Annotated in this window: 17 protein-coding genes, 1 tRNA gene and 2 pseudogenes; 6 read left to right on the top strand and 14 right to left on the bottom strand. The window is 69.1% G+C overall.

Going from position 1 to position 15,844, the window contains the following annotated elements; genetic code table 11:
• On the top strand, positions 1-220 hold a 220-nt coding region (locus VKG81_RS04465), incomplete at its 5' end, for a hypothetical protein (protein ID WP_324390098.1).
• 172 nt (positions 221-392) lie between these two features.
• Here VKG81_RS04465 and VKG81_RS21455 read toward each other — a convergent pair.
• Positions 393-470, bottom strand: a pseudogene (locus VKG81_RS21455) (hypothetical protein); the annotation flags it as partial.
• 396 nt (positions 471-866) lie between these two features.
• Positions 867-2,300: a wax ester/triacylglycerol synthase domain-containing protein gene (locus VKG81_RS04460; RefSeq protein ID WP_324390096.1), complete on the bottom strand. Its 1,434-nt coding sequence runs from the start codon at positions 2,298-2,300 to the stop codon at positions 867-869.
• Between the two features lie 1,505 nt (positions 2,301-3,805).
• Here VKG81_RS04460 and VKG81_RS04455 point away from each other — a divergent pair.
• Positions 3,806-4,352 (top strand): annotated as a pseudogene (locus VKG81_RS04455) (tyrosine-type recombinase/integrase); the annotation flags it as partial.
• 18 nt (positions 4,353-4,370) lie between these two features.
• Here the strand turns inward: VKG81_RS04455 and VKG81_RS04450 are convergent.
• Positions 4,371-4,455, bottom strand: a tRNA-Leu gene (locus VKG81_RS04450).
• 139 nt (positions 4,456-4,594) lie between these two features.
• On the opposite strand from VKG81_RS04450, the gene VKG81_RS04445 reads away from it, so the two are divergent.
• Both VKG81_RS04445 and VKG81_RS04440 read left to right on the top strand, forming a co-directional pair.
• Positions 4,595-4,978 carry a hypothetical protein gene (locus VKG81_RS04445; RefSeq protein WP_324390095.1) on the top strand — a complete coding sequence of 128 codons (384 nt, stop codon included), beginning with the start codon at positions 4,595-4,597 and terminating at the stop codon, positions 4,976-4,978.
• A complete protein-coding gene (locus tag VKG81_RS04440) occupies positions 4,975-5,319 on the top strand; it encodes a DUF3817 domain-containing protein (protein WP_324390093.1) in 345 nt (114 codons plus the stop codon). The genes VKG81_RS04445 and VKG81_RS04440 overlap by 4 nt, the downstream gene beginning before the upstream one ends.
• A 15-nt stretch (positions 5,320-5,334) precedes the next feature.
• On the opposite strand, the gene rdgB is transcribed toward VKG81_RS04440, so the two are convergent.
• From rdgB to clpS, 11 genes are all read right to left on the bottom strand, one after another.
• Positions 5,335-5,931, bottom strand: a complete 597-nt coding sequence (gene rdgB / locus VKG81_RS04435) for an RdgB/HAM1 family non-canonical purine NTP pyrophosphatase (RefSeq protein ID WP_324390091.1) — start codon at positions 5,929-5,931, stop codon at positions 5,335-5,337.
• Positions 5,928-6,707, bottom strand: a complete 780-nt coding sequence (gene rph / locus VKG81_RS04430; RefSeq protein ID WP_324390090.1) for a ribonuclease PH — start codon at positions 6,705-6,707, stop codon at positions 5,928-5,930. Before rph ends, rdgB begins: the two co-directional genes overlap by 4 nt.
• Positions 6,708-6,717: 10 nt before the next feature.
• Complete coding sequence (locus VKG81_RS04425) at positions 6,718-7,485, bottom strand: cyclic nucleotide-degrading phosphodiesterase (protein ID WP_324390088.1); 768 nt, start codon at positions 7,483-7,485, stop codon at positions 6,718-6,720.
• Positions 7,486-7,549: 64 nt separating this feature from the next.
• Positions 7,550-8,374 carry a glutamate racemase gene (gene murI / locus VKG81_RS04420; protein WP_324390086.1) on the bottom strand — a complete coding sequence of 275 codons (825 nt, stop codon included), beginning with the start codon at positions 8,372-8,374 and terminating at the stop codon, positions 7,550-7,552.
• Positions 8,371-9,048 carry a rhomboid family intramembrane serine protease gene (locus VKG81_RS04415; protein ID WP_324390084.1) on the bottom strand — a complete coding sequence of 226 codons (678 nt, stop codon included), beginning with the start codon at positions 9,046-9,048 and terminating at the stop codon, positions 8,371-8,373. Before VKG81_RS04415 ends, murI begins: the two co-directional genes overlap by 4 nt.
• Positions 9,039-10,001, bottom strand: a complete 963-nt coding sequence (locus tag VKG81_RS04410) for a cysteine synthase (RefSeq protein WP_324390082.1) — start codon at positions 9,999-10,001, stop codon at positions 9,039-9,041. The genes VKG81_RS04415 and VKG81_RS04410 overlap by 10 nt, the downstream gene beginning before the upstream one ends.
• Positions 10,002-10,014: 13 nt before the next feature.
• Entirely contained in the window at positions 10,015-10,296 is a 282-nt protein-coding gene (locus VKG81_RS04405) for a MoaD/ThiS family protein (RefSeq protein ID WP_324390080.1), read from the bottom strand.
• Positions 10,293-10,733 carry a M67 family metallopeptidase gene (locus VKG81_RS04400; protein WP_324390078.1) on the bottom strand — a complete coding sequence of 147 codons (441 nt, stop codon included), beginning with the start codon at positions 10,731-10,733 and terminating at the stop codon, positions 10,293-10,295. The genes VKG81_RS04405 and VKG81_RS04400 overlap by 4 nt, the downstream gene beginning before the upstream one ends.
• Positions 10,734-10,758: 25 nt before the next feature.
• A complete protein-coding gene (locus VKG81_RS04395) occupies positions 10,759-11,817 on the bottom strand; it encodes a P1 family peptidase (RefSeq protein ID WP_324390076.1) in 1,059 nt (352 codons plus the stop codon).
• A gap of 4 nt (positions 11,818-11,821) precedes the next feature.
• Positions 11,822-12,403, bottom strand: coding sequence for a DUF2017 domain-containing protein (locus VKG81_RS04390; protein ID WP_324390074.1), 582 nt, complete (start codon positions 12,401-12,403; stop codon positions 11,822-11,824).
• Between the two features lie 24 nt (positions 12,404-12,427).
• Positions 12,428-12,730: an ATP-dependent Clp protease adapter ClpS gene (gene clpS / locus VKG81_RS04385; protein WP_324390072.1), complete on the bottom strand. Its 303-nt coding sequence runs from the start codon at positions 12,728-12,730 to the stop codon at positions 12,428-12,430.
• 149 nt (positions 12,731-12,879) lie between these two features.
• On the opposite strand from clpS, the gene VKG81_RS04380 reads away from it, so the two are divergent.
• On the top strand, positions 12,880-14,145 hold the full coding sequence (locus tag VKG81_RS04380; protein WP_324390102.1) for a nicotinate phosphoribosyltransferase: 1,266 nt from the start codon (positions 12,880-12,882) through the stop codon (positions 14,143-14,145).
• Positions 14,146-14,150: 5 nt separating this feature from the next.
• Positions 14,151-15,844, top strand: a 1,694-nt coding sequence (locus VKG81_RS04375; protein WP_324390100.1) for an ATP-dependent DNA helicase, incomplete at its 3' end; no start/stop codon positions are given.

The raw sequence follows: 15,844 nt of genomic DNA, 5'->3' as shown, positions 1-15,844 counted from the left end.
CGAAGAAGGCAGCCAGGAGCCATCCACCGGGTGGGAAACCTATGACTTCGGTGACGTCGCTCAGTACACGATCTATCCGAGCGGTGTACTCATCGTCGACAAAGACGGGGATGGAAGCTGCTGGGTGCTTACCCCAGATCGGTGGCAGTGGCTGAGGTCCACCAACCACGCGTCAGGCGTGGAGGGCACCGCAGGCGGAGGCCAATTCGGCTCGCTTTGACGTCACCGGTACCCCGTAGACACCCGATGCAGTGGCGCCAGGCTGTAGGCGAGGTCAAACTCGTCGTCCTGCTCGGCGAACTCGATGGGGTCATAGCCGTCATCAGCTTCATCGAGGGCTGCTGTTTCGACGTCGACCGGCTCTGGGTGCTGGCTCGCGGGGTCCCATGTCGAAGCAGTGACGCACCGTCTCCGGCGACCAAACCAGCGTTGCTCCAGCCATATCCGCCGTCGGGCAGCGTCCACGCCCAGCCCGTACAGACCCAACTCCTCCGCCGCATCGGCACCACGTTTGGCGCGGTGAAGGGTCGGCTCATCGCCTCAAGTGCGGCCATCGTCTCGGCGTGATCGTCGTCGAACAGGTGCGTGTAGACCGCCAGCGTCGTCGTGACCTTGGCGTGGCCCGTGAACCGGCTCAGGTGCAGGGGCGGAATCCCGGCCGCGACGCACAAGCTCGCGTAGGTGTGCCGCAGCCGTGGAACTTCAGACCGGGCGGCAGCATCGGCCCATTACCGCCAGGGCGGGAGATGTCGACTGCCTCGGCGGCAAGCCGATTCGCCCGCAGCACGGACGGCCGGAACACCGCCTTGTAGAACGTCCGGTGACGTAGCAGCGACGACCAGTCGAGGACTAGGCGCTCAGCCACTTCATCGGCTGACAGCGCCGCCAGCGCCTCGGCGGCTGCGGGCCCGGCGTGGGTTGATCGGCAACACCGTACGTCCAGTTCCGCCCCCGACGGCGAGAACCTCGTCGAAGCCATTCTGCAGGCAGTCCATCAGCACGTCGGGGTCGGGCACGGCACCAGTGTCGATGTTGGCGCCCACGTAGCAGGTGCCGCAGTAGGAGATCAGGGTGATGTTCAAGGCGGCGCCGATTGTGGGACCGAAGCCGTAGAAGCTGTCGATCTTCGCGCCAGTGAGGTACAGCGGCACTGGGATTCCGGGCACGTTGCTCGCGATGAAGTCAATGTGCTTGAGCATCCCGCCGATGTAGGCACGCGGCAACAGGTTCAATGTGCCGGCGATCGCGTTCGTTAAGGGCAGTGACCGGTCGGTCTTCACGGACTCGCAGCGAATGTGAGTCTCCGCCATCCGCTTGCTCGGGTCGGCGATACCCACGGGAACCTTGAACCTCATGATCGTGATGCGGTTGCCGCCGATCGGGTCGTCCGCCTTGCGGATGCTGACCGGCATCGTGACACGCAGTTCGTCGATCTGCGTGTCGTGCCGTTCGTGGTAAAGGCGCAATCCTGCCGTGACACCGGAGAGGAAGGCATCGTTGTGCGAAGCGCCCGCGGCGTGCGCGGCGCTCAGCATGTCGGCCAGCGGGAACTTGAGAACGTCGTAGTGCCAGGCCAGGTGGCGCTCGGTCATGACCGGCGACAGGGTGTCGGACACAGGTGTAACGAAGCGCGCGATCGACTGGCCGGTCGCGACCGTCTCGTTGACGGTTTCGCGGGGATGCCGCAGCGCGTGCGTCACGTCGCCGACCGCCGAGGTGAGGCGGCGCTTGGAGAAGTCGAAGAGTTGCGACCAGTCGTAGCTGAGCGCATCCCGGGCCAGTTCGACGGTGCCGAGGTGCTCTCCCACCGGCGCTTCGGGCATCGGTCCGAGCTCGCCGGGGTCGGGTTCGACGTCGAGCAGCAATCGCGCAATGTCCATGCCACCCACGCCGTCGGTCAGCGAGTGGTGGAGCTTCATCACCAGGGCCGTCTGGCCGCCGTCGAGCCCCTCGATGAACGTGAACTCCCACAGCGGCCGATCACGATCGAGGCCCGCCATGCCGGTCTTGCGAGCGAACTCCAGGACCATCGCCAGCGTCTTCGGGGGTGCGGCCTCGAACCGGCGAACGTGCCACGACAGCTCGAAATCGGGATCGACGACCCAGCGGGGCGTGGCCAGCCGTAGCGGAGGCAACACGACCCGGTGCCGAAACCCCGGCGACAGCCGCGTGCTGCGTTCGAGCCGTTCCGGCAACTGATCCCAGTCCGGGCTGCCATCCAGGAGCAGGACGCACACAACCGTCGAGCGCAGCAGCGGGTCCTTCTCCATGTACCACGAGAACGCGTCGCTGTCGCGCATGTGTACCTCAACGCGCTCTGGCAATGACATCACCTCCACCAGCTTTTCCGACTCTGCTCCGCGCGAGGCCGGGTGTCAACGCCTGCCGACGCGTCGATCACACACAGGCGCGAGGGCCGATCACACGCATCACCGAGATCCGCGAGGGGGTGGCCGGGTATACGGGATGGGTCATGACCAGTCGTCGGTGGCTCCGAATCTGAAAGATTGACTGATCTTTTCGGCTTCGGTCATCCTTATGTTGAACCCGAGCAGTCACCATCCGCGTTTGTGGCGGGGGAAAGTGGGGTGGCGCAAAGAGGCTGCCGACTTCGCCGATTTTGACCGTCCATAAGGTTCTGAGCCGCCGAACGGATGCGTCGCCAGCTTGAGGAGGACATGATCCTCATCCAGCGCATTTGCTCATGAGACGGATCGACACCTGATCTTCGCTGCCATTGGGCTGACCACGACACCACCGAACGTCCACAGGCGCAGGGACAAACCCGCGGTTCAGATCGCCCAGAGGCCGTACGAAACGCCGCAGAGATTGCCGGCACCACTGACAAGTGCGGTCGACAATGAAGCCTCAGGCATCCCGGAACACCAGTCCGGCAGCAACGTCGCAACCGCCGTCTCGCGCTAGGACCGTGCTCGAGCCTGAGGAAGGTAACTGTCGGTGAATGACCTGCGGCGCCTCCAGGGCGTCGTCAACCGGGATCGCGGTTAGGGCAGTGGACGTCGATCGGTGCCGCGCCACCGTGACGCTCGATGAACCGCTAAGACGGTCGTTCGGTACCTGGTTGGGCGGGAAAGAGGTCGCCCTGCTGCACAGCTGCGTACTCCAAAGCGGCCACCACGGCGATCATCTTGCCGCGGCCGACCCTGATGGTCGACGGTGGTGGTTTCGATGGGACGATTCGGGCCTCCGCCTCGGCAGCGACGGGTCGCACCCCGAGCGGCGCGGTGGTCTGGAAGGCTCGCCCAGACACGCGAGATCCGCCACTAGGTCCAGCGGCGCCAGTGCGGCGGCTTCCACCGCGATCTCCATGACTCCACCACCGAGATGGGGCCGCCATGCCTCTGATGCCAGAGCGCCATATCGGTCACCGGAGTCACGATCGCCTACCGAGGCGTTATGGGCGCTCGTCACAGCCGTTGAACGGCTGGCCGACGTCATCGCCGCTGCATCGGCCCCGACGAATTCCAACGGGCAAGCTAGTTAACCACCGGGGCGCCCAGCGGCCACCAAGGAGTCCGCTCCGGCTGGCGCACCAGCGGCCAGGTAGACGGACAGGGAAAGGGCCGTCAATCCCATGGAAATTCGGTTTGGCATGAGCGCTAGTCCGTCAGCGTGGTCTGCTCTCACTTTCAGTTGACGGCCGCACATGCCGACCGCTGCACCGTCAATGCCGAGCAGGTCATCCCGCAAGCCCGGCGACTTCTATGGGGCTGGATAACCACCGGGGTGGCCGAGCCCCGTCAAGGGGGTCCCGGGATCGATGGGCTGGCAATAGGCTCTGGTGGCGGTCGCGCTGCGGGTCCGCGACGTGGAGTTCCTGTGACGGCGGCTCACGGTGCCGCAGAACGCCGTCCAGCCCGGCGCGCGCCATGCGGTCGGACCGACCAAGGGACGCAAGGCCCGCTCGGTGCCGGTGCCTGAGTTCGTTCCTCGACGAACGGTCGCGGCAGTGCGAGGACAAGGCGCCGGGTGATCTGGTGTTCGCCGGGGGCGACGGCGGGTATCTGCCGTGTCCGAAGTCGACCAACGGGTGGTTCGTCCGCGCGGTGAAACAGACGGGAGTGCAGTCGATCACGCCGCACGATCTGCGGCACACGTGCGCCAGCCTGGCGGTGTCGGCGGGGGTCAACGTGTTGGCGCTGCAGCGCATGCTCGGACACACATCGGCAAAGGTCACCTAGGACACCTACGCGGACCTCTTCGACGACGACCTTGATGCGGTCGCGGTGACGCTGCATAGCCGGTATTCACGCGAAAATGTGGCCAAAACGTGGCCACGGGGCCCTCCGACGTTCCCTAGCAAACACGCAAACCGCTGTCTAACTGCGTAAACTGGTGGGCAGCTTCGGTGCGGGCGGAGGGACTCGAACCCTCACACTCTTTCGAGCGCCGGCACCTAAAACCGGAGTGTCTGCCTAATTCCACCACGCCCGCGCGCCTAGCGATCGTATCGCTTCGAGACCCCGACGAGGCCGTCGGTGCGGTGCCCTACGTGGGGGCGCAACGTGAGGTCTTCGGGCAGTTCCGCCACTCGCGCATGAGCGAACCAAGGGTGGCGCGGTACCGTCGACAGGTGTCCACTACCCGGCGTCGGAGGCCCGCGCTGATCGCGCTGGTGATCTTCGCCGCGCTCGCCTGCCTGGCGCTGGGCTGGTGGCAGTGGCAGCGCTACGAGTCGGCAACCGGCACCGGACAGAACCTCGGCTACGCGCTGCAGTGGCCGCTGTTCGCCGCGTTCGTGGTCTACGCCTATCGCAAGTTCGTCCGCTACGAGGAGGAGCCGCCGCCGGCACACAAGCCCGACGCGGTCACCGAGATCCCGGCCGGCCTGCTGCCCGAGCGCCCCAAGACCGTCGGCCCCGAACCCCAGGACCCTGCGCTGCGCGAGTACAACGCATACCTTGCCGAACTCGCCAAGCAAGACCGGCCCACGAACCATGACAGGACCACCGCATGACCTCAGAGGAAACCCCGGCGCCGTCGCGCGCGGACACGAACAAGATCCGCACCGCACTGCTGGCCTATCGGGTGATGGCGTGGACGACGGGCATCTGGCTGATCCTGCTGTGCGGCGAGATCGTCGCGCACTACGTCTTCGACGTCAAAATCGGGTGGGTCGCCACCGTGCACGGCTGGGTGTACTTCGTCTACCTGCTGGCCACCATGAATCTGGCGGTGAAGGTGCGCTGGCCGATCCCGACCACGATCGGCACGCTGCTGGCCGGCACGATCCCGCTGCTCGGCATCGTCCTCGAGCACTTCCGCACCAAGGACGTCAAGGCCCGCTTCAACCTGTAGACAAGCGGTGCGGGCTCAGAGCTCCCGCAACGCGGGGACCAGCTTCTGCAGGGCGCGCCCGCGATGAGACAGTGCATCCTTCTCGGCCGGGCTCAGCTGCGCGGCGGTGCGGTCCATCCCCTCGGGAATGAACAGCGGGTCGTAGCCGAACCCGCCGTCGCCGGTTGGCGCCCCGCCGATCGAACCGGGCCACTCAGCGCGCACGACGGTCTCCGCGTCGGCGGTCACCAGCGCGCACGCCGAGACGAACGCGGCTCCCCGGCGTGCGCGCGGCACATCGCGCAGGTGGGCGAGCAGCAACGCGTTGTTCGCGTGGTCGTCGCCGTGGGTGCCCGCCCAGCGCGCCGACAGAACACCCGGCATCCCGTTCAGCGCGGCGACCTGCAGACCCGAGTCGTCGGCGACGGACGCCAGCCCGGTCGCGGCGTACGCGTCACGCGCCTTGGCCAGTGCGTTCTCCTCGAACGTCGCGCCCGTCTCCGGCGACTCGCCGAACGGCGCCACGTCGTCGAGCGAGACCAGCGAAATCCCCGACAGCCCGGCCGCGTCGAGAACCCGCTGCATCTCCGCCAACTTCTTGCGGTTGCGGCTGGCCACCAGCAGGCGGGTCAATTACCGAAGGCCTTCTTGGCCGCCGGTCCCTCCGGCAGCACACCGGGATAGGGCAGCTCCAGCGCGACGCGCTGCACCGCGAACAGCTTCTGGGTGGCGGCGAGCGCGGCGTCGAGCATCTTGTCCAATGTCGAGCGCGGGAACGTTGCACCTTCCCCGGTGCCCTGAATCTCAACGAGAGTTCCGGTGTCCGTGGCGACCACGTTCATGTCGACCTCCGCACGCGCGTCCTCGGCGTACGGCAGGTCGACCCGCACCCGCCCGTCGACGACGCCGACGCTGACCGCGGCGATAGCGCACGACAGCGGCCGCGGATCGGAGAGCTTGCCGGCCGCCGACAGATACGTCACCGCGTCGGCGAGCGCGACATAGGCGCCGGTGATCGCGGCGGTGCGGGTGCCGCCGTCGGCCTGCAGCACGTCGCAGTCGATCGCGATGGTGTTCTCCCCCAGCGCGGCAAGGTCGATGCACGCCCGCAGCGACCGTCCGACGAGCCGGCTGATCTCCTGCGTGCGGCCGCCGATGCGGCCCTTCACGGATTCGCGGTCCGAGCGCTCGTGGGTCGCCGCGGGCAGCATCGCGTATTCGGCGGTGAGCCATCCTTCGCCGCGTCCCTTGCGCCAGCGCGGGACGCCCTCGGTCACGCTCGCGGTGCACATGACGCGGGTCTGACCGAACTCGACGAGCACCGAGCCCGCCGGATGAGAGGTGAACCCGCGGGTTATCGTGACCGGCCGCATCTCGTCGTCGAGGCGGCCGTCTTCTCGACTCGACACTTGATCAACCCTAGTGGCTGATGTCGATGGTCTCCTGGCACACCACCGCGCGCACCGGGCCGTCGAATTCCGCCTTGGCCTCGGTGATGACGTCCTCGCGGGACGTCCACGGCGGGATGTGGGTCAGCAGCAGCTCACCCACCCCGGCCCGCGCCGCGATCTGACCCGCCTCGGTGCCCGACAGGTGCAGATGCTCCGGACGCCGGCCCGGTGCGTGTGTCCACGACGCCTCGCACAGGAACGCGTCGGCACCCCGGGCGAGGTCGACCAGCGAATCACACACCCCCGTGTCACCGCTGTAGGCCAGCACCGCACCCGACGAGTCGGTGATCCGCAGGCCGTAGGACTCGGTCGGGTGGGCCACCGAGCGGGGCAGCACGGTCAGTGATCCGAACTCCACCTCCTGGCCGTCGGCCCAGTGCCGCACGTCGAAGATGTCGGAGAAGTCGTCGAGCTCACCGCCGAACGGGGAGGAGGCCTGCGCGAGCCGCGACCAGGTATCGGTCGGCCCGTACATCAGCCCCTTACCCGCCGGCGGATTCGGGTGGTACCGGCGCCACACGAACAGCGCGGGCAGGTCGATGCAGTGGTCGGCGTGCAGATGGCTCAGCAGCACATGGACGGAGCCAGGGTCGGCGTGCCGCTGCAGCGACCCCAGCACTCCGTTGCCGAAGTCCACGGCCAGCGGCGGAGCGCCCGGTGCGGTCAGCAGATAGCCGGAACATGGCGAATCGGGTCCGGTGACGCTGCCCGAGCAGCCGAGCACGGTGATTCGCACAGTGACTAGCTTGCCACGCCGGATGTCGGGTTGACGAAGACATCTTCGCAATACGCGACGGGTCTCATGATTGGACGCCAACGTGACGCCGGACAGGCCGGACGCCGTCGAGCGCGGGCCCGAGGAAGCGGGCCGCCAGCCGCGTGAACGCCTCGGGATCGCCGGTCGCCTCGAACACCCGGGTGGCGGGCGGCGCATCGTGCGGCCGCAGCAGATCCAGCTCGGTGAGCACCCGCAGCAGGTCTTTGGCGGTCTCCTCGGCGCTGGACACCAGCGTGACCGCTTCGCCCATCGCCAGCTGGATCAGCCCCGACAGCAGCGGGTAGTGGGTGCAGCCCAGCACCAACGTGTCCACCCCGGCGCGCTGCAGCGGCTCCAGGTAGCCCTCGGCCAGGCCCAGCACCTGACGCCCGCTCGTGACGCCGCGCTCGACGAAGTCGACGAAACGCGGGCACGCCACCCCGGTGACGACGGTGTCGCGGGCGGCCGCGAACGCGTCCTGGTAGGCGCCCGACGCGATCGTCGCCTCGGTGCCGATGACCCCGATGCGGCCGTTGTGGGTGGCGGCCACCGCGCGGCGCACCGCGGGCAGGATCACCTCCACGACCGGCACCGGCGCGTAGCGCTCCCGGGCGTCGCGCAGGCACGCCGACGACGCGCTGTTGCAGGCGATCACCAGCGCCTTGACGCCGCGGGAAACGAGGTCGTCCCCGATGGCCAGCGCATGTGCGCGGATCTCGGGAATGGTCAGCGGGCCGTACGGGCCGTTGGCGGTGTCGCCGACGTAGATGATGTCCTCGTCGGGCAGCTGGTCGATGACGGCCCGCGCGACGGTCAGGCCGCCGACGCCGGAGTCGAACACTCCGACGGGCGCGAACGGCGAACTCACGGCCTCAGCGATGGCGGCTTCGCTCCACTGCGCCGCCGCTCACGGGCCTTGCGTTCGGGAGCCGACAGCCAGTACGCCGCCAGCACGCCCCCGATCGCGCCGCACAGGTGGCCCTGCCAGGACACGCCGTAGGTGCCGGGCAGCACACCGAGCAGAATGCCGCCATAGGCGATCAGCACCACCAGCCCCACGACGATCTCCCACACCGTGCGGGTGAAAAACCCGAACACCAGCAGGAAGGTCAGCCACCCGAAGATCAGGCCCGAGGCCCCGATGTGGTTGGTTTCGACACCGGGCGGTGCGCCGAGGTTTCCGATCAGCCAGGTGCCGAAGCCCCCGACGATCCAGATGATCGCGGTCGCGAAGACGAACCGCGACAGCCCGGCCAGCGTCACGAGGAAGCCCAGCACCAGGGCGGGGCCGGTGTTGGCGATCAGGTGCTGCCAGTTCGCGTGCAGCAGCGGCGCGAAGACGATGCCCCACAGGCCGTCGGTCTCCAGCGGGCGGATGCCGTTGTTGTCGAGACGGCCGCCGTCGAGCTGGTTGATCGCCTCGATGATGTAGAGCAGCGCGACGAAGGTGAGGATCGTCAGGCCACCGGTCACCCACAGCGGCCGCTTCTTCGGCCGCCGTGCAGGTGTCGCCGGATATCCGGCCGGCCCGGTCACGCCCATAACTGCCCTTCCAAAGCCTCCTCGGCCTCATCCAGGCTACCGGCGTACGCGCCGGTCGACAGATACTTCCATCCGGCGTCGGCCACCACGAACGCGATGTCGGCACGCCGGCCGGCGGTCACCGCCTTGGCCGCCATGCCGAGCGCGGCGTGCAGCACGGCACCGGTCGAGATGCCGGCGAAGATGCCCTCGGTTCGCACCAGTTCCCTGGTGCGCCGGATCGCGTCGAACGAGGAGACCGAGTAGCGCATGGTCAGCACGTCGGGGTCGTAGAGCTCGGGAACGAAGCCCTCGTCGATGTTGCGCAGCGCGTACACACCCTCGCCGTAGCGGGGCTCGGCGGCGACGATCTGAATGTCAGGCACATGCTCACGCAGGAAGCGCCCGGTGCCCATCAGCGTGCCGGTGGTGCCGAGTCCGGCGACGAAGTGCGTGATCTCCGGCAGGTCGGCCAGCAGCTCCGGGCCGGTGCCGGTGTAGTGGGCCGCGGAGTTCGCCTCGTTGCCGTACTGGTAGAGCATCACCCACGACGGGTTCTGCGCCGCCAGCTCCTTGGCGCGGGCCACCGCGGTGTTGGACCCCCCTTCGGCCGGCGAGAAGATGATCCGGGCGCCGTAGAGCTCAAGCAGTTGCCGGCGCTCGACCGACGTGTTCTCGGGCATCACGCAGATCATCGTGTAGCCCTTGAGCAGGGCGGCCATCGCCAGCGAAATGCCGGTGTTGCCGCTGGTGGGCTCGAGGATCGTGGCGCCGGGCCTGAGCACGCCGTCGCGCTCGGCGTCCTCGATCATCCGCAGCGCGGGCCGGTCCTTGATCGAGCCGGTCGGGTTGCGGTCCTCGAGCTTCGCCCACAGCCGCACATGGGGCTGGTCATCCCAGCCGGGCGACAGGCGGTGCAGGCCGACCAGCGGGGTGTCGCCGAGCGCGTTGAGAACGGAGTCGTATCGGGTCAATCGCGAACCACCCTCACCCTCCTGCCACGGCCGGCAGGATCGTGACCGTGTCGCCGTCGGCGATCTCGGTGTTCAGACCGCCGGAGAACCGCACATCCTCGTCGTTGACATAGATGTTGACGAAGCGGTGCAGCTTGCCCGGAGAGGACGGGTCGATCAGGCGCTCGGAGATGCCCGAGTAGTTGGACTCCAGGTCCGAGATCACCGCCTGCAGCGTCTCGCCGGTCGCGGTGACGCGCTTCTCGCCGCCGGTGTGTGTGCGCAGGATGGTCGGTATCGACACGCTGACGGTCACGGGTGTGCTCCTTCGCTGACGCTGTCGTAGTGGTCGACGACGGTCACCGGCTCCTCGGTGACCACGCCGTCGACGATCCGGTAACTGCGCAGCTCGTGGGTGTCCGGGTCGCGGGTGGACACCAGCACGTAGTGCGCGCCGGGTTCGGCGGCGCACGAGACGTCGGTGCGGCTGGGATAGGCCTCGGTGGCGGTGTGCGAGTGATAGATCACGACGGGGACCTCGTCGCTGCCGTCCATCTCACGCCACACCCGCAGCTGCTCGCCGGAGTCGAAGCGGTAGAACGTCGGCGACCGTTCGGCGTTGGTCATCGCGATGTGACGCTCCGGGCGGTCGGAGCCCGCCGGGGCCGCGATCACCCCGCAGGCCTCGTCCGGGTGGTCGGCGCGGGCGTGAGCCACCATGGCGTCGACCAGGTCGGCGCGTATCACCAGCACCGGCTCACCCTCCTTTTCACGCCTTTCACGCGAACGCCCCGGGCAACACGTCACGATAGGTGGGTATTCCGGCGACCGCAGTGGCCGTCAGCACCGCGACCACGATCGCCTGGGCCAGGCATTCCGCCGCGGCCGTTCCGACGGCGGCGGTGAGCTCGGCCTCGGCCGACATCGACGCGGGAAGGCCGCCGCTGGGCGGCACCTCCACCGCGCCGGTGGCCAGGGCGAAGACGGCGTCGCCGTCCATCGGGGTGTGTGACGGACGGATCGCACGGGCCAGGCCGTCATGGGCGGCGATCGCGACGCGCCGGCACGCCGACATGCTCAGCGCGGCGTCGGTGGCAACGACCCCGATGGTGCTGTTGAACGCGGCCGCGAAGCGATCCCGCTGAGCGACGAGCGCACCGTAGGCGGCGACCTGCGCCGGTGGCGGCGCCACCAGCCCGAGCTGTTGGGACAGGTAGCTCGCCCACGGCAGGCCGGTGGCCGGGTCGACAACGTCGCCGACGCAGTTGTTCACCACCAGCGCGCCGACCGTGACGCCCGAGGACAACACCGTCGACGCGGTGCCGATGCCGCCCTTGAGGACCCCGGCGTGCGCCCCGGCCCCCGCGCCGACGGATCCCCGCGCGACGTCGCGTCCGGCGGATCGCGCTGCAGCGTATCCGAATTCGGCGTCGGGCCGCAGCGACCAGTCGCCGACGGTCAGGTCGAAGACCACCGCCGCGGGCACGATCGGCACGACCTTGTCGCCGGTGCCGTCGTCGAACCGCACGCCCCGCCGATGTTCCTCCAGCCACCTCATCACGCCGTCGGCGGCCGCCAGACCGTACGCGCTGCCGCCGGTCAGCAGTACCGCGTCGACGAGCCGGACGGTGTTGGAGGGGTCGAGCAGATCGGTCTCACGGGTGCCCGGCGCGCCGCCGCGGACATCGACGGAGCCGACCGTGCCGGGGGGCGTCAGCACGACGGTGCTGCCGGTGGCCCAGCCCGACTCGCGGGTGGCGTCCGCGCACAGCCGGTGATAGTGGCCGACGAGGATGCCGGCGACGTCGGTGATCGAACCGGTCTGGGGGGAGCTCACCGGTTCAGCGCTTCCCCGTCAGCGCGACCACCAGATACTCCTGCATCACGGTCAGCCACTGGTAGACGTCGAGGTGCCCCGCCAGCGGGTGATCATCGGGCAGCCGGTCCGGTCCGTCCGGACCGATGCCCAGCATCGTGCCCAGCGCGAGGCGCACATCGTTCACCGCGGCGATCCACGCGTTCGCGTCGTCCTTCGTCAGCTCGAACCGGCCGCCGCCCTGCGGGATCGTGCGCAGCAGCCGCTGAGCCGCCTCGCGCTTGGCGTCGATGATGGCCGGCTCGTGCAGGCTGCGAAGCGCGGCGTTGAGGCTTTCGGCGTTGGCCGACCCGGCCGGGTGGCTGCGTTCGGAACGATAGAAATCCGGCAGCAGCCGGGCCATCGTGGCGTCCTCCGGCCGTCGGGAATTGCCGGTCCTGATGCCGGTGATCGCCTGCAGCTCGTCGGACGGTGCCGATGATTCGCGGTCTTCGAGCATCGCAAGCAGCGAGGCCACCAGGTTGTGCAGCAGCGACGCCTCGTGGGAGGCCAGCGCCGAGCGGAAGCGCAGGCCGTCAGCGGTCTCGACCCGCTTCCATTTGCGCACCGTTGCGTCGTCTCCCGAGGCCGATCAGCGATCTTGCTGCAGCGTGGCCCACAGGCCAGCGGCGTGGAGCTTGGACACGTCGACCTCCATGGAGTCCCGGCTGCCCGCCGACACCACCGCTTTGCCTTCGTTGTGCACCTGCAACATCAGCTTCGTGGCGTGCGGTTCGGTGTAGCCGAACAGCTTCTGGAAGACGTAGGTCACGTAAGTCATCAGGTTCACCGGGTCATCCCAGACGATCGTCACCCACGGCGTGTCCGCGGCGTCGACCGGAGCGACGTCGCGCTCCTCGCGGGTTCCCGGCCGGGTCCGCGCTGGGGTAACCATGCGCCAAGGATACCGAGGGCGGCCGACACAGCTTGCCGCCGCCCGGGGCAAGGATCAGCGCGGTAAGAGACGCGCCAGCCGATACCGTTACCTGTGTGAGCGCACACGCGGCGCCGACCGCGCTGCTGACCGACAAGTACGAGCTGACGATGCTGTCGGCAGCGCTGCGCGACGGAACCGCCCATCGGCAGACCACGTTCGAGGTGTTCGCCCGGCGGCTGCCGGAGGGCCGGCGCTACGGCGTCGTGGCCGGCACCGGGCGTTTCTTGGAAGCGTTGTTGGAGTTCAGGTTCGACGAGGAGGTGTTGGCGTCGCTGCGCGGCTTTCTGGACCGCGAGACCATCGACTACCTCGCCGGCTACCGGTTCGGCGGCGACGTCGACGGCTATCCCGAAGGCGAGTTGTACTTCCCGGGCTCGCCGGTGCTGTCGGTGCACGGCACGTTCGGCGAGTGCGTGGTGCTGGAGACGCTCGCGCTGTCGATTCTCAACCATGACACTGCGATAGCGTCCGCGGCCGCGCGCATGGTGTGGGCGGCCGACGGACGTCCGCTCATCGAAATGGGCTCGCGCAGAACACACGAGGACGCCGCCGTCGCCGCCGCGCGGGCGGCCTACATCGCCGGCTTCGCCGGCTCGTCGAACCTGGAGGCGCAGCGCCGCTACCGTGTGCCGGCGCTGGGCACCAGCGCGCACGCGTTCACGTTGTTGCACTCCACGCCCGACGGACCTGACGAACGGGCCGCGTTCCGCGCCCAGATCGAAGCGCTGGGCGTCAATACCACGCTGCTGGTGGACACCTACGACATCACCCGAGGCGTGGAGAACGCAGTCCAGGTGGCCGGGACAAGGCTGGGCGCCGTGCGCATCGACTCCGGCGACCTCGGGGTGCTGGCCCGCCAGGTGCGCCGACAACTCGACACGCTGGGCGCCGCGCACACCAGGATCGTCGTGTCCGGCGACCTCGACGAGTTCGCGATCGCCGCGTTGCGCGCCGAACCGGTGGACAGCTACGGGGTCGGCACGGCGCTGGTCACCGGGTCGGGCGCACCGACCGCCGGCATGGTGTACAAACTCGTCGAGGTCGACGGCATGCCGGTCGAAAAGCGCAGTACCCACAAGGAATCCCACGGCGGCCGCAAGCAGGCGATGCGGCTGGCGCAGCCGACTGGCACGATCGTGGAGGAAGTCGTCTTCCCCGCCGGGGCGCCGCCCGCGGTGTCCGAGCAGAGCCGCATCGTGACGGTGCCGTTGGCCAGCTCCGGGCGGCCGGTGGCCGACGACGACCTCGACGCGGCCAGGGCGCGGGTGGCCGCCGGGCTGAAAACCCTGCCGTGGGAGGGCCTCAAGCTGTCGCGTGGCGAACCGGCCATCCCGACCAGGATGATGCCGCCGACCAAGGAGGGGCCACGGTAACCGAGCTGCTGGCCACCGCCGTTGACGCGCTGGGCGGCAGCGAACGCAAGGGCCAGATCGAGATGGCCGAAGCGGTGGCGCATGCCTTCGACACCTGCGAGCATCTTGCCGTGCAGGCCGGCACCGGCACCGGCAAGTCGCTGGCCTACCTGGTGCCGGCGATAGCCCGCGCGGTCGGGACCGACACCCCGGTGGTGGTGTCCACGGCGACGATCGCACTGCAGCGACAGCTCATCGCCAGGGACCTGCCGCGGCTGGCCGACTCGCTCGCGGACTCGCTGCCGCGGCCGCCACGGTTCGCGATCCTCAAGGGACGCGGAAATTATCTGTGCCTGAACAAGATCCACAACGGCTCCGAGGATGCTGCGCCGCAGGACGCGCTGTTCGCGCCGGTGTCCGCGCTGGGCCGCGACGTGGCGCGACTGACCGCGTGGTCGTCGAGCACCGAAACCGGCGACCGCGACGAGCTGGTGCCGGGCGTGGCCGACCGGTCCTGGGCGCAGGTCAGCGTGTCGGCCCGGGAGTGCCTCGGGGCGGGCCGCTGTCCCTTCGGCACACAGTGTTTCGCGGAGAAAGCCCGCGCGCTGGCCGGCCGGGCCGACGTGGTCGTCACCAACCACGCGTTGCTGGCCATCGACGCGCTCGCCGAGGCGGCGGTGCTGCCCGAGCACGACCTGCTCGTCGTCGACGAGGCCCACGAACTCGTCGACCGGGTCACCGCGGTGGCCACCGGAGAGCTGACGCCGGCCGCCCTCGGGCTCGCGCAACGACGAGTCAGCCGCCTGGTCGGGCCCGAGCTGAGCGAGCGCCTGGAGGCCGCGGCCACGACCTTTTCGTCGGCGATCCACGACGGTTCGCCCGGTCGCGTCGATCACCTCGACGATGAGATGACCGCCTACCTCGCGGCGCTCCGGGACGCTGCCACCGCCGCCCGCCGGGCGATCAACACGGCCCCCGGCGACGCCAAGGCCGCCGCCGCGCGGGCCGAGGCGATCGCCGGCCTCGAGGACATCGCCGACACCTGCGCGCGGATCCTGGAGTCGTTCGGCGTCGCGATCACCGAGCGCACCGACGTGGTGTGGCTCGACCACGAGGACAACCGGGGATCGGTGCGGCCCGTGCTGCGCGTCGCGCCGCTCTCGGTGGCGGGCCTGCTGCGCAGCCGGCTGTTCGGCCGCGCCACCACGGTCCTGACCTCGGCGACGCTCACCCTCGGCGGCTCGTTCGATGCGATGGCCTCGGCGTGGGGGTTGGCCGACGAGTCCGTCCAGTGGCGCGGTATCGACGTGGGATCGCCGTTCTCCCACGCCAAGTCGGGGATTCTCTACGTCGCACGCCACCTGCCGCCGCCCGGCCGCGACGGCACCGGCTCCGCCGAGCAGCTCGCCGAGATCGCCGCGCTGATCAGCGCCGCCCGCGGCCGCACACTCGGCTTGTTCTCGTCGATGCGGGCCGCCAAGACCGCAGCGGAGGCGATGCGGGAACGGCTGGAGACGCCGGTGCTCTGCCAGGGCGACGACTCGACCGGCGCACTTGTCGAGCGGTTCGCCGCCGACCTGGAGACGTCATTGTTCGGCACCCTGTCGCTGTGGCAGGGCGTCGACGTGCCCGGCCCTTCGCTGTCGCTGGTGGTCATCGACCGCATTCCGTTCCCGCGGCCCGACGATCCGCTGCTGACCGCGCGGCAGCGTGCCGTCGC

Origin of the sequence: Mycobacterium sp., from assembly GCF_035314905.1 — a bacterium.
Classification (GTDB): Bacteria; Actinomycetota; Actinomycetes; order Mycobacteriales; family Mycobacteriaceae; genus Mycobacterium.
Note: the sequence above shows the minus strand (reverse complement) of the source record. Positions and strands in the feature narration are given on the sequence as shown.